The sequence below is a fragment of the Plantactinospora sp. B24E8 genome, from assembly GCF_039871735.1.
Lineage (GTDB): Bacteria > Actinomycetota > Actinomycetes > Mycobacteriales > Micromonosporaceae > Plantactinospora.
In genome coordinates this window covers 138,328-151,513 of sequence record NZ_JBDPMH010000001.1, presented here as the reverse complement: position 1 = coordinate 151,513, position 13,186 = coordinate 138,328, and the positions used below count along the sequence as shown (strand labels likewise).

Genomic DNA, 13,186 nt, shown 5'->3' with positions numbered 1-13,186 from the left:
CCGGCATGGGTACGAACTCCCCAGGCCACTCGCTCGACGAGACCGTCGACGGCACCGTACGGTGGCCGGCGCCGCTGCCCCGCGAGGCCACTGCGGACCTGCGGGTGCTGGTCCTGGCCGGCGGACTGTCGTACGAGCGCGACGTGTCGCTGAAGTCCGGGCGGCGGGTACTCGACGCGCTGCGGTCGGTCGGGGTGGAGGCGGAACTCCGGGACGCCGACGCCACCCTGCTGCCGACGCTGCGGGACGACCCGCCGGACGCGGTGGTGATCGCCCTGCACGGGGCGACCGGCGAGGACGGCTCGCTGCGCGGCGTACTCGACCTCTGCGACGTGCCGTACGTCGGCTGTGACGCCCGGGCGTCCCGGCTCGCCTGGGACAAGCCGTCGGCAAAGGCGGTGCTGCGCGAGGACGGCATCCCGACGCCCGACTGGGTGGCACTGCCGCACGACCGCTTCTCCGAACTCGGCGCGGTCGCCGTCCTGGACCGGATCGTCGAACGGCTCGGTCTGCCACTAATGATCAAGCCGGCACAGGGTGGTTCGGGGCTCGGCGCCGCCGTGGTCCGGGAACTCGCCGCGCTGCCGGCCGCGATGGTCGGCTGTTTCGGGTACGACTCGACCGCGTTGGTCGAACGTTACGTACCCGGAATGGACGTGGCGGTCTCCGTCGTCGACCTGGGCGACGGTCCGCGCGCCCTGCCGGCCGTCGAGATCGTGCCCCGCAACGGCGTCTACGACTACGCCGCCCGGTACACGGCCGGTCTGACCACGTGGCACGCGCCGGCCCGGCTGTCGGCGTCCGCCGCGGCCCGGGTGGCGGAGACCGCCCTCGCCGCACACACCGCGCTCGGCCTGCGCGACCTGTCCCGGGTGGATCTGATCGTCGACCAGCACGACCAGCCGCACGTGCTGGAGGTCAACGTCTCGCCGGGGATGACCGAGACCTCGCTGCTGCCGCTCGCGGTCGCCGCCGCCGGCCTCGACTTCGGCGAGCTGCTCCGCATTATGGTCAGCCGGGCCGCCCTGCGCCGGACCGCCGGCCGGGCCTGATCCGAGCCACCCCGCGTCCGGCGTCAGGACGCGGGCGATGGCCCGGTACGGGCGCCCGTACCGACCCGGCCCTGATCGGAGCCGGAGTACGGGGCCCGATACCAACTGAGCTTCCGAACGGATTCCGAGAGTGGCTCAGAATTCCCGGGTCGCCCGGTCGCCCTCGGATGGCCGGTACCCGGTCGCCGAAGCGTCCGTGCGCTCGTCCGTCGTCTCCGCTGTTGCCGTGCTCTGTGCCGTGGCGTTCTCCGGCCCGACGTTCTCCGACGCGACTCTCTCCGACACGGCCCTCTCCGCTGTCGTCCCGTCGGCGGTCGGCGCTGACCCGACGGCAGGGTCGGCCACGACGGCTGTCTCCGGCGACGACTCGGCGACCGGCCCGCCGACGGACAACGGATCCACCGGCGGCGCCGACCTCGACTCCGGGGGCAACTGGTTCAGGCTCGACGGCGCCTGCCACTGAATCCGTGGCGGCTCCGCCAGTGGACGCCCACCGAACTCGGCGAGCCAGGCCGCGACAAGGGCGAGATTCTCCCGCCACTGCGGCTCGGGAATCGGCGGCAGGATGTCGTCCCACAGGGACAGGAAGGTGCCGCGCAGCTGCAGCCGCCCGTACGGTCGGGCAAGGAACCACAGGTGCAGGTGCGCGGCGCCGTCTCCCCACCGGTTGACGTGGACCCGGGCGACGCCGTCCAGGGAGCGGATCGCCCGCTCCAGCCGTACGGTCATCACACCGAGTTCGGCGGCGAGCAGGTTCGGCAGATCCCCCAGATCGAGATGGGACCGGGATTCGAGGATCAGCACCATCGGCAGGCCGGTCGGCCGGTCCATGGCACGTACCCGCCAACGCTCACTGACCCAGATGTAGGCGTCGTCCGGAGCGTTGCAGGAGTGGCATTCACTGGAACCTTCGCCTTTACGCGGCGGCTCGACGGCCACCGGCTCGTCGAGTTGCTTGACCCGGAACTCGCCCTCGAAGGGGAAGGAAGGCCACCTGGTGAAGTCTGGAACAGGGGCAGGGGTGTGGGGCACGACGCTGACCCTAACCGAGTTCGGGACCGCTGTCCCTACCTGATTCGACGGCCGGCGTCCGGATCCCGTACCGGCCGATCGCGCCCCGTCGCGCAGTCGACGGCCGGGCTACCCGCCGTCCTCGTTTCACCCCGCCGAACACCCGACGTGGCGCCCGTCACCCGCTCGCCGTCACCGCTCCCGACACTCGTCGCATCCCGGCACGGGGGTCGTGGACGGCTATTTTCACTCCGTCATCCACAGGCTGGCACCCCGGTCTACGCGCCGTTTCACGTGAAACCAGGGGTACCTGTGGAAAACACCTGTGGATTACGCCCGAGTCCGCCGCGATCTTCCACAGCGCTCTCTCGTCGCCCCGCCTTCATCCGCAGACATCGAAGCGTTCGCTGATGTCGCGCACCCACGGTCTCCTCGCCCCGGCCCGACGCGGCCCACCACCGGGCCCCGTTTCACGTGAAACCGCACCTGACATCCGCAGCACTATCCCTCATCCGGCGCCTCCCCGTTTCACGTGAAACGGGGACTCCGCAGTCGGTCCGCATCCCCGGAATCCACAACGAAGCCACACCGCCTGCGGTCACGGAGCGCGGCCATGCGGTTGGCATCCGGGATGGCGGTTCGGCCGGCCCGCGGCGTCGGGGAAGGACCTCAGGCACCCTCGGCCGCAGACCAAACCGGGCCACCCGGTGCCGGTGCCGGTGCCGGTGCCGGTGCCGGTGCCGGTGGACAAACGACTCGAGCGGCGAACGTGCCCGGCGTCCCCGGGCGCTGAGGACAGGCGGTGGTGACCGGCAGGCGCTCCCGCGGCACGTGCGGCTAGGGCGCTCCCGGATGCCAGTGGCAGGGCGACCCCGATGGTGCTCCCCCGGGACGTTGCGGCCCGGTGGCCGCGATGGCGCTCCTGGGTGCCCGTGGCACGGCGACCGCGATGCTGCTTCGGGGCGCGTCTTGGCGCGCAATCGCCGCAATGCCCCAGAAGCCAGCGGCCGCGTTCCCCTCTGGGGGAGACGCGGCCGCTGTGGCGAAGGGCGGTGAGCCAGGGGGTCAGTCCTCCGAGTCGGTCTCCGACTCCTGATCCATGCCGATGATGCCGACGATCCGTTCCAGGTCGTCGACCGTGGCGAACTCGATCGTGATCTTGCCCTTGTTGCGGTTGATGTCGACCTTGACCCGGGTGTCGAACCGATCGGAGAGCCGGTCCGCCAGGTCGGTCAGGCCCGGAGCGTGCACCTTGGGCCGTCGCTTCGCCGGCGTCGGCCGCTTCGGCGAAATCTCGGCAAGCTTGACCACCTCCTCGGTGGCCCGAACCGAAAGCCCTTCGCGGACGATTCTCAGGGCCAGCTCCTCCTGCGCGGCCGGATCCTCCAGGCCGAGCAACGCGCGGGCATGCCCCGCGGAGAGCACCCCTGCGGCGACCCGCTTCTGGACCTCCGGTGGAAGGTTCAGCAGACGGATCGTGTTCGAGATCTGCGGACGGCTCCGGCCGATCCGCCGGGCCAACTCCTCGTGCGTCGCCCCGAACTCCTCCAGGAGCTGCTGGTACGCCGCCGCCTCTTCCAGCGGGTTGAGGTTGGCCCGGTGGATGTTCTCCAGCAGCGCGTCCCGGAGCATCGCGTCGTCCCGGGTGTCTCGGATGATCGCCGGGATCGAGGTACGGCCGACGGCCTGCGCCGCCCGCCACCGCCGTTCACCCATCACGAGTTCGTAGCGGTCGTCCGGAAGTTGGCGTACCACGATCGGCTGGAGGAAGCCGACCTCCTCGATCGAGTGCTTGAGCTCCTCCAACGCCTCCTCGTCAAAGATCTGACGGGGCTGCTTGGGGTTGGGGACGATCGAGTCCAACGGGATCTCGGCGAACCGGGCTCCGGGAACCGGCGCCAGCTCAGGCTCGGCCGGAGGCGGCGGAGCGGCGGCCGGGACCTGGACCGGGGCCGGGGCCGGGGGCGCCGGGACGTCCTCGCCGCTCACCGGTACGGCAGAGTCCGGCAGGTTGACCGGAGGCTCGGCGGTGACCACCCCGGCGGCCGGCGCCGGCCCGGTGGGGATCAACGCGCCCAACCCGCGACCCAGTCCACCTCGCGGACGGTTCTTCATGCCACGCCTCCCAGCGAACCCCTCGACGACCTACGCATTGCGGCCGACCGCCTGCTTGACGCCACGCATCGCAATCTCCTGGGCCGCCTCGAAGTAGCTCGTGGCACCCCGGGAACCGGGATCGTAGGTCATGACGGACTGACCATAACTGGGTGCCTCCGAGACCCGCACATTCCGCGGGATCACCGACTGCAGGACCTTGTCACCGAAGTGGTTCCGGACGTCCTGTTCCACCGCGTCCGCCAGCCGGGTCCGCCGGTCGTACATGGTGAGCAGGATCGTCGAGACCTCCAGCGTGGGATTGAGGTGCTGACGTACCAGGTTGATGTTGTTGATCAGCTGGTTGAGCCCCTCCAGCGCGTAGTACTCGCACTGGATCGGGATCAGCACCTCCTGCGCGGCGACCAACGCGTTGACGGTGAGCAGGCCGAGCGAGGGCGGGCAGTCGATGAAGACGTAGTCGAAGGTCTCCGGGTGCGCCGCGATGGCCCGGGCGAGGCGCGACTCACGCGCGACAACGGAGACGAGCTCGATCTCCGCGCCCGCCAGGTCGATGGTCGCCGGTACGCACCACAGGTCGGGGATGCCCTCCACGCCCTGGGCCACCTCGGCGAGCGGCACGTTGTCGATCAGGCAGTCGTAGACGTCGGGTACGCCGGCGTGGTGCGGCACGTTCAGACCGGTCGAGGCGTTGCCCTGAGGATCAAGGTCCACCACCAGCACACGGTTGCCGTGCAGGGCGAGGGCCACCGCCAGGTTGACGGTGGTGGTGGTCTTGCCGACCCCGCCCTTCTGGTTCGCGACACACATGATCCGGGGCCGGTCCGGACGTGGCATGGTGACCTCGCCGCTCGGGTTAAGGATGTGCACAGCGCGCATTGCCTCCATTGCCAACGGGGGATCGTCTTGTTCGCGCGACGACGTTTCACGTGAAACGTACGCGTCAGACGCCGGCTCCTCGGTGAGGGTCGGGGGTGGAGCGACGGGCGTGTCGGCCATCGCGGGGTAGCCGGACACGGCACCTCCGTCGAAGCCGTCGACCGGCAACGGAGGGTTCGCCGCCGACGGTGCCGGCTGCCCGTGGTCAGCCCTCGGACTCGGCTGTGGTGGGGGAACCGGCCGTACCGGATCGGGACTCGCCGGCACCCGGCCGCGCTCTCCGACGGACCGGGGCTGGTCCGGTCCCGGGCCGTACTCGGCGGTGGGACCCGGTTGGCCCGGCACCGACGGACCGACCGGGATCGGTACCTGCTCCGCATCGGCGGCCCGGCGACGCCGGCCCGGTCCGGGAACCCCCGACGTGCCAGTTGCCACCGCCGGCGGGTACAGCTGCTCCGGCCGGCTCTCCGGATATCCCGGGTTGGCCGGCGAGGTCCGGTCGGGCCCACCGGAGGGAATACGGGCCGTACCTCGGGTGGTCTGCGGGACGTCGTACCCGGCTGGTTGCCCAACCTGATCGGACCGCGACCGTGACCTGGCCCGGCCGCCGGCCGACCAGCCTTCGTAGTCGGTTTCACGTGAAACATCGGCGCCGCCGGAGTAGTAGTCCCCGGAGTCCGTCATCTCTGGATCGTCATACCTACCGTTGTCATGCACCGTGTCATCCCCGCCAACTCGGATGGTGTCGGCCCGTCAGTGCTCGTACCCGCCTCAGGCGCCGTGCCCCTGAACCACGCGTGGCCCGGCTTGGAAGCAGCGAGGGCCCGGGCGCAGCCCGCTGTCCGGTCTTACACACTATCGACGCGCGGTCAGCCTACGGCCGCTGGGCAACCGAAGCCATGACTGTTCGGGGGTTGGAAACCTCACGCCGGCCGGTTGTCCCGACCGGACTGCCGGCCCGGTGGCTCTCCACCGGCCAGCCCGGCCGGTCCGTGTCGCAGGGCGCTGCCCGCCGGCCCGCCCCGCCCATCGCCGGATCAGCAGTGCCGCCACCCCGGACGACCCCAGCACCGGATCATCCGATCCAGAGAATGGGCGGGATCGTCAGCCCGCCGCCCCGCGCCGACGCCCCGACGCCCGCGACGCCGTACCCCTGGCGGCCGCGCCGACCGCACGCTCCCGGACAACCTCGACGACCGTCGTCGGTGGGTCGACCACACCCACGCCGCACCGCCGTACCTCGGGGGTGCCGCCGCCCAGTCGACGCACCGCGGCCGCGTGCTCCGCCGCCTCGTCCGCCGCGGTGGCACCCTTCAGCGCCAGGAGGCGACCGCCCGGCACGGTGAGCGGCAGACACCAGGCGGCCAGGCGGTCGAGCGGGGCGACCGCGCGAGCGGTCACGATCTCCGCCGGTACCGACAGTTCTGCCAGATCCACCACGTCGGCCAACTCGTACACGTCCTGCTCGGCGGTTGCCGACTCCGCGCCCTGACCACGGTCCTGGCCGACGGACGCCGGTCGGCCGGCCCTCGCCCGGCGGCCTCCGGCGCCCCGGGCAGCCCGCCGCTGGTAGGCCGCGACCTCCTCGGCCCGGGCCCGCAGCACGGTCACCGTACCGCCGAGGTCCAGCAGGTTCACCACCTCGGCCAGGAACCCGGCACGTCGGGCCAGCGGCTCGACCAGGGTGATCGACAGATCGGGTCGGGCGATCGCCAACACGAGGCCGGGCAGTCCCGCTCCGGAGCCGACGTCGACCACGGAGCGGTCCGGCGGAATCAGTTCCGCCACCGCGGCGCAGTTGAGCAGGTGCCGGTCCCAGATCCGCGGGGTCTCGCGCGGGCCGATCAACCCACGCACCACTCCGGGCCCGGCCAGCAGGTCCGCGTACGCCTGCGCGAGCGGCAGCCGGTCGCCGAAGAGCGTACGGGCCGACTCGGCCAGCTCCGCCGGAAGCGGAACCACCGAGGCACCCTGCGGCCCGGGCGACCCCTGCGGCTCAGCCGGGTCGTGCGGCTCGGACGAGGAAGAGGACGACGACGCAGACGAAGACGGGGACACGATCGCTCCCTCGGGCGGGGACTGCGGAGGCGGGGCCTGCGCCGGTGCGGACTGCGGAACAGAGAACGGCCCGGGCGGCTGCTCGCCACCCGGGCCGGACGTACGGTAGGTCATCGCGCTGCTCAGTCGACCGGACGTACGACGATCCGCCGGTTCGGCTCGACACCCTCGGACTCGCTCTCCACCCCGGCGATGGCGTTGACCACGTCGTGCACGCACTTGCGCTCGAACGCGGACATCGGCTCCAGCCGTACCGGCTCGCCGTGCTGCTTTACCTTCTCCACCGCGTTCTTCGCCACCGCCGAGAGTTCCTTGCGACGGGTCGCGCGGTAGCCGCCGACGTCGAGCAGGAGCCGGCTCGGGGAGCCGGTCTGCCGGAACACGGCGAGCCGGGTCAGCTCCTGCAGCGCCTCCAGGGTGGCGCCCCGCTGGCCGACCAGCGCCTGCAGCCGACCGCCGACCACCTCGACCACCGGTCGACCGCCGGAAACCAGCTCGTCGATGTCACCGTCGTAGTCGAGGATGTCGAGCAGACCCTCGACGTAGTCCGCGGCGATCTCGCTCTGCCGGAACAGGTCCGCGTCGCTGGTCGGCGCGGCCGGCTTGCCGCCGTTGGCCGCCACGACGGTCTCGTCCTCGTCGTCCTCGTCGTCCTCGTCGTCCTCGTCGTCGAGGTCCTCGTCGTCCGAACCGCTCCGGTCGTCGCCCGTCGCGTCGGCGTCCGCGCTGTCCCCGGCTACCGCCACGGCCTCGCTGGTCTCGGCGTCCTCGGTCGGTCCCGCGGCCACGACCGGATCGGAGTCCTCAAGGGGCTGCTCAGCCCGGGGAATGCTGGTGTCGGTCACGGTGTCATCTCCGTACTCTCTCGGCCGGACCGTACCCGGTCCCGCTGGTTTCCCGTGGTCGGCGGGAGATCGCCGGGTGCCACGGGCACGTCTGTCGGGCGGCACCGCCCGTCGCGCGGGGCGCGGCGGACTCCGGCCGGCGCCAGCGCGCGGCGGCGGCACGGCCGGAATCCCGCGAGCGACCGGCCGCTGGTGCTGGCCGGTCGCTCGCCGCGTCAACCCTTACGCTTCGGCGCCGGTCCCTTCTTGGGCTTGACCGGCTTGGCACCCGGCTTCGGTGCGAGCGCCCTGGTGTCGACCGCCGGCTTCTGCGGCTGGGCGGCCGGGGCCTTGGCGCGACCGAACCGGCCGGCCGGCTTGGCCTCCTGCTTCGGCTGCCGTCCCGGACGGCCCGGCTGGGGCTGGTTGCGGGAGTCGGTGGTACGACGCGAGCTGGTCTCACCCGGGCGGGGCAGCCGGCTGGGGGTGGGCGGCGGCGGGTACTTGCGCAACACCCACTGCTGCTGGGCGAGGGTGAAGAGGTTGTTGGTGACCCAGTAGATGACCACGCCAATCGGGAAGATCGCGCCGGAGACCAGCAACGAGGCCGGGATGCCGTAGAGCATCAGCCGCTGGATCATCCGCTGCTGCGGGTCCTCCGCCCAACCGGTCTTCAGGATCATCTGACGGCTGGTCAGGTAGGTGGTGGCGATCATGATGGCGACCAGGACACCGGCGAGGATCTTGACCGAGGTGCCGCTGGCGCTCAACCGGGCCAGCTCGGCGGCGCTCGAACCGAACTTGCCGGCGATCGGCACGTCGAAGAGCCGGGCGTGGGTGGCGCTCTCGAACTGGTCGACCGTCCAGCCGTACCGGGTCTTGCCCTCGTTGATCGGGTCGAGACGGCGCAGTACGTGGAATAGGCCGATGAAGACCGGAGCCTGCAGGAAGATCGGAAGGCAGCCCATCAACGGGTTGGCCTTCTCCTTCCGGTAGAGCTCCATCATCTCTTTCTGGAGCGTCTCCCGGTCACCCTTGTGCTTCTCCTGCAGCGCGCGCAGCTGCGGCTGGATCGCCTGCATCGCCCGCTGCGACTTGATCTGCTTGACGAAGATCGGGAACAGGATCACCCGGAGCGTGACCACCAGGAAGATGATCGCCAGGATCCAGGACCAGTTCGTGCCCAGCACGGTCCCCGCGGAGACCCCGATGGCGTCCCAGGCGGAGTGCCACAGCAGCAGGATCCACGAGATCGCCCAGTAGATCCAGTCGAGACTCAATTCGGGGCTCCAGTCACATCGGCATGGCGGCGTGCGCCCGGCTCCGGTACCGGGTCATATCCACCGGGGTGGAAGGGGTGGCAGCGCAGCAACCGTCGGACCGCCAGACCGGTCCCCCGAACCGCACCGTGCCGGGTGACCGCCTCCAGGGCGTACGCACTGCACGACGGGTGGAACCGACAGCGGGCCGGCAGTGCCGGGCTTATCCAACGACGGTACGCGACGATGGGTCCGGCCAGCACTCGGGCACCGAGCGTCATCCCGGGCGAACCGTGGGCGTCGCCGCTCATCGGGGCCGCCGCCCCGGCTTACGGGGGCTGCGGGCGGCCGCGACGGCGGCGTCGAGGTCGGCGCCGAGCCGGGTGTACGAGGCGTCGGCGGCGCCGGGCAGCGCGCGTACCACGAGGGTGGCGCCGGCCGGCAGGGCCCACCCGTCCAGCCGTTCCCGGACGAGGTGGCGGAGCCGACGACGGACCTTGTTCCGGACCACCGCGCCGCCGACCGCCTTCGACACGACAAAGCCGGCACGGACCGGTGGGGGCTGATGCCCCGCACCCGCGTCCGACGCCGGCTCTGCGATGGTCGTGATGTCTGCTGCGGACAGGTCCGGGGCGGCCGAGCCGGTCGGATCGAGATGGACCACGAGCACGCCACGGTTGACGCGCCGCCCACCCCGGATCGCCACGGCGAAGTCGGTGCTGCGCCGCAGTCGCTGCGCGGCTGCCAGCACGACTGCCTACATCCCCGGACCGGCCTTGCCAGCCGTCAGGCCGACAGGCGGGTACGACCCTTGCCACGGCGGGCCGCGATGATGCCGCGGCCAGCCCGGGTGCGCATGCGCAGCCGGAAGCCGTGGGTCTTCGCGCGCCGGCGGGTGTTCGGCTGGTAGGTGCGCTTGCTCACGTCAGGCTCTCCGTCGTCGTACGCCCCGGTCGTGCGACATCGGGGTCATCTGGTGGTCTGGCATCGGCTGCTCACGCGGCCGGGCGTCGATGCCTTTCCCGGACGTCGGTGCCTCTCGGCACCGCCCGACACGGGTACGGCCAGCGATCACCCATCACCCTAGCAGAGGGTGACAGAGCAACCGTCGGAGCCTACGCAGGCGGGCATCCGGCGTCAAACAGTACCCGACCGGGCGGGACCGGGGCGGCGAACCGGGCGCCCCGGGTCACGACGGCAGCCGCCCTGTTCAGGGCGGTTTCCACAGCTCCTGTCGGCAGCGGCGTCGGCACCTGGTACCCGGCGTCGCGGCGGGGGTTTTCGCTGATGTTGAGAAGGCCCCGACCTCGCCGCCGGTTGAAGGGTTGTGGACAACGCTGTTAGCGTGCCCGATTGCACGTCAGCGTCAGGGGGTGGCGGTGTCGCTGTCGGGCAAAACCGGACAAGCTCGTCGATCGTTCGACAGGTGAACCCGCGTCAACGCCGTATCAGGCCGGGGGGCAACGGCACGGACGCCCGGTCGGGCGACACAATCAGTCGGTACACAGGTTGTGGATAACTTGTGGATGACGGCGGCAACTGTCGACCGTCGTGCCTGTCCGCGCACGGTAGCAGGCCCGGAACGGTCGGCCGGGACGGCAAGGCGGCCGGCAACGCAGAGGCGATGGGGGTGGCGCGACGGTGGCCGACACGATCGACCTTGCCGCAGTGTGGATGGCGACGACCGAGGAGCTGGCTGACGAGATCATCTCAGCACAGCAGCGTGCCTACCTCCGGCTGACCCGGCTTCGCGCGATCCTCGAGGACACCGCACTGCTGGCGGTGCCGGACGCGTTCACCCGGGACGTGATCGAGTCGCGGCTGCGGCCGGCGATCACCGACGCGCTCTCCCGCCGGCTGGGTCGGGCGATCCAGGTGGCGGTCACCGTACGTCCGCCGGACGAGGCCGCGACCGGGCGCGCCTCGGTTCCCGGCTACCCGGCCCCGTCCGGCGTCGAGCCGGCCGGCCCGCCAGTCCCGCCGGGCTATCCCGGTACGGCCGGCGGCGGCTACCCCGGCGACCCGGAGCCGGCCGGCGGGTATCCCGGACCGGGTGGCTACCCCGGCGGCGGTTACCCCGAACCGGAGTCCGGCTACCCCACCGCCCCGGTCGGCGGCGGCCCGGACGGTGGTTACGCCGAACCGCGGCACCACCCGGCACGTGCCGAACCTGAGGCGCCGGAGACGCGGCCCGGCGGTACCGATCCGGCGTCCGACCGGCCCGGCGGGTCGGCACAGCAGCCGTACGGCCCCGGGCCGGGCCAGCAGCCGTACGGCGGGTCCGCGCAACAGCCGTTCAGCGGGGGCTCGGCCCAGCAGCCGTTCACCGGTTTCCCGCCGCAGCCCGGTCGCGCCGCCGAACCGCCCCGTGGCAAGTTGATCCCGGCCAGCCGCGACGGTCAGGAGACGCTCTTCTCCGCGCCCTATCCGGAGCCGTACCGGCCGTCCGCTCCGCACCAGGAGCGTCGTAACGTCGACGAGCGGGGTGCCGAGCCCCGGGAGACCGGCGGCCCCGCCGGGTTCGGTCCCGACCAGCGGATCCCCGACCGGCACCACGACGGCCGGGACCCCGGCCGCCCGGGCCTGGGCCGGGACGTCGGCACCGACAGCGGTCCGGGGCGCGGCCACGGGCCGATCGACCACCGGTCGGGGGGCCGGGACGACCGCCGGCCCGGTGGGGTCGGCGGTGCCGGCGACGTCGGCGGTAACCGGCTCAACCCGAAGTACATGTTCGAGACGTTTGTCATCGGCTCCTCCAACCGGTTCGCGCACGCCGCCTCGGTGGCGGTCGCCGAGTCGCCGGCGAAGGCGTACAACCCGCTGTTCATCTACGGCAGCTCCGGGCTGGGCAAGACCCACCTGCTGCACGCGATCGGCCACTACGCCACGACCCTGGGCAATGCCCGCTCGGTGCGGTACGTCTCGACCGAGGAGTTCACCAACGACTTCATCAACTCGCTGCGGGACGACAAGACCAGTGCCTTCCAGCGTCGTTACCGGGACGTGGACATCCTGCTGATCGACGACATTCAGTTCCTGCAGAACCGGGAGCGGACGCAGGAGGAGTTCTTCCACACCTTCAACACGCTGCACAACGCCAACAAGCAGATCGTGATCACGTCCGACCGGCGGCCGAAGGACCTGGAGACGTTGGAGGACCGGCTGCGGACCCGCTTCGAGTGGGGGCTGCTCGCCGACATCCAGCCGCCGGACCTGGAGACCCGGATCGCGATTCTGCAGAAGAAGGCGGCCCAGGAGCGGCTCTTCGCCCCGCCGGACGTACTGGAGTTCATCGCCTCCCGGATCGCCAACTCGATCCGGGAACTGGAGGGGGCACTGATCCGGGTCACCGCGTTCGCGTCGTTGACCCGTTCGCCGGTCGAACTGTCGCTGGCCGAGGAGGTGCTGCGGGACTTCATCCCCGACGGCGCCGGGCCGGAGATCACCGCCGACCAGATCATGGTCTCGACGGCGGACTACTTCGGGGTCAGTCTGGAGGACCTGCGCGGGCAGTCCCGGTCGCGGGTGCTGGTGAACGCCCGGCAGGTGGCGATGTACCTGTGCCGGGAGTTGACCGACCTGTCGCTGCCCCGGATCGGTCAGGCGTTCGGCGGCCGGGACCACACCACCGTGATGCACGCCGACCGCAAGATCCGGCAGCAGATGGCGGAACGGCGTTCGCTCTACAACCAGATCGCCGAGCTGACGAACCGGATCAAGCAGAACACCTGAGTCACCCCCACCGCCGGTCGCGAGGCCGGGTCCGGGCCGACGTGGCCCGGACCCGGCCTCTTCCGTCTGCGCCGAGCACGTCGTCCTGTCGGGTTCCGTCCCCAGCGCGTCCACAGCCGGTTGTCCACACCGGTGGACAATCCGAACGGCGCTCGGCGTACAACCCACAAGCTGTGGACAACTCCTGGGGAAACGTATGTGGACAGTTACCCAGAGTCACAAAGTTCTCCACCGATCCCGGCTGCCTGTGTACACC

At 71.3% G+C, this 13,186-nt stretch carries 11 protein-coding genes; 2 read left to right on the top strand and 9 right to left on the bottom strand.

The genetic code is table 11. The features are described 5' to 3' along the window. Positions 1-5: 5 nt before the first annotated feature. On the top strand, positions 6-1,052 hold the full coding sequence (locus tag ABGB21_RS00685; RefSeq protein WP_347655489.1) for a D-alanine--D-alanine ligase: 1,047 nt from the start codon (positions 6-8) through the stop codon (positions 1,050-1,052). A gap of 135 nt (positions 1,053-1,187) precedes the next feature. Here the strand turns inward: ABGB21_RS00685 and ABGB21_RS00680 are convergent, their stop codons facing one another. The 9 genes from ABGB21_RS00680 to rpmH all read right to left on the bottom strand — a co-directional run bounded on the left by ABGB21_RS00680 (position 1,188) and on the right by rpmH (position 10,122). Then, positions 1,188-2,084, bottom strand: coding sequence for a hypothetical protein (locus tag ABGB21_RS00680; protein ID WP_347655488.1), 897 nt, complete (start codon positions 2,082-2,084; stop codon positions 1,188-1,190). A 1,044-nt stretch (positions 2,085-3,128) separates the two neighbouring features. After that, positions 3,129-4,178 carry a ParB/RepB/Spo0J family partition protein gene (locus tag ABGB21_RS00675; protein ID WP_347655487.1) on the bottom strand — a complete coding sequence of 350 codons (1,050 nt, stop codon included), beginning with the start codon at positions 4,176-4,178 and terminating at the stop codon, positions 3,129-3,131. Positions 4,179-4,208: 30 nt separating this feature from the next. Beyond that, entirely contained in the window at positions 4,209-5,177 is a 969-nt protein-coding gene (locus ABGB21_RS00670) for a ParA family protein (protein WP_347655518.1), read from the bottom strand. A 984-nt stretch (positions 5,178-6,161) separates the two neighbouring features. Continuing rightward, the gene (locus ABGB21_RS00665; RefSeq protein ID WP_347655486.1) at positions 6,162-7,019 is read right to left on the bottom strand and encodes a 16S rRNA (guanine(527)-N(7))-methyltransferase RsmG; all 858 of its coding nucleotides are present in this window, start codon (positions 7,017-7,019) and stop codon (positions 6,162-6,164) included. Positions 7,020-7,237: 218 nt separating this feature from the next. Beyond that, a complete protein-coding gene (locus tag ABGB21_RS00660) occupies positions 7,238-7,960 on the bottom strand; it encodes a R3H domain-containing nucleic acid-binding protein (protein WP_347675947.1) in 723 nt (240 codons plus the stop codon). A 215-nt stretch (positions 7,961-8,175) separates the two neighbouring features. Further along, positions 8,176-9,219, bottom strand: coding sequence for a membrane protein insertase YidC (gene yidC / locus ABGB21_RS00655; protein ID WP_347675945.1), 1,044 nt, complete (start codon positions 9,217-9,219; stop codon positions 8,176-8,178). Beyond that, positions 9,216-9,479, bottom strand: a complete 264-nt coding sequence (yidD, locus tag ABGB21_RS00650; RefSeq protein WP_347655517.1) for a membrane protein insertion efficiency factor YidD — start codon at positions 9,477-9,479, stop codon at positions 9,216-9,218. Before yidD ends, yidC begins: the two co-directional genes overlap by 4 nt. 26 nt (positions 9,480-9,505) lie before the next feature. Then, positions 9,506-9,949, bottom strand: a complete 444-nt coding sequence (gene rnpA / locus ABGB21_RS00645; RefSeq protein ID WP_347655483.1) for a ribonuclease P protein component — start codon at positions 9,947-9,949, stop codon at positions 9,506-9,508. A 35-nt stretch (positions 9,950-9,984) separates the two neighbouring features. Beyond that, positions 9,985-10,122, bottom strand: a complete 138-nt coding sequence (gene rpmH, locus ABGB21_RS00640) for a 50S ribosomal protein L34 (RefSeq protein ID WP_347655482.1) — start codon at positions 10,120-10,122, stop codon at positions 9,985-9,987. 717 nt (positions 10,123-10,839) lie between these two features. Here rpmH and dnaA point away from each other — a divergent pair. Then, positions 10,840-12,930 (top strand): chromosomal replication initiator protein DnaA, encoded by a 2,091-nt coding sequence (gene dnaA, locus ABGB21_RS00635; protein WP_347655481.1) that lies wholly within the window; start codon positions 10,840-10,842, stop codon positions 12,928-12,930. Positions 12,931-13,186 lie beyond the last annotated feature (256 nt).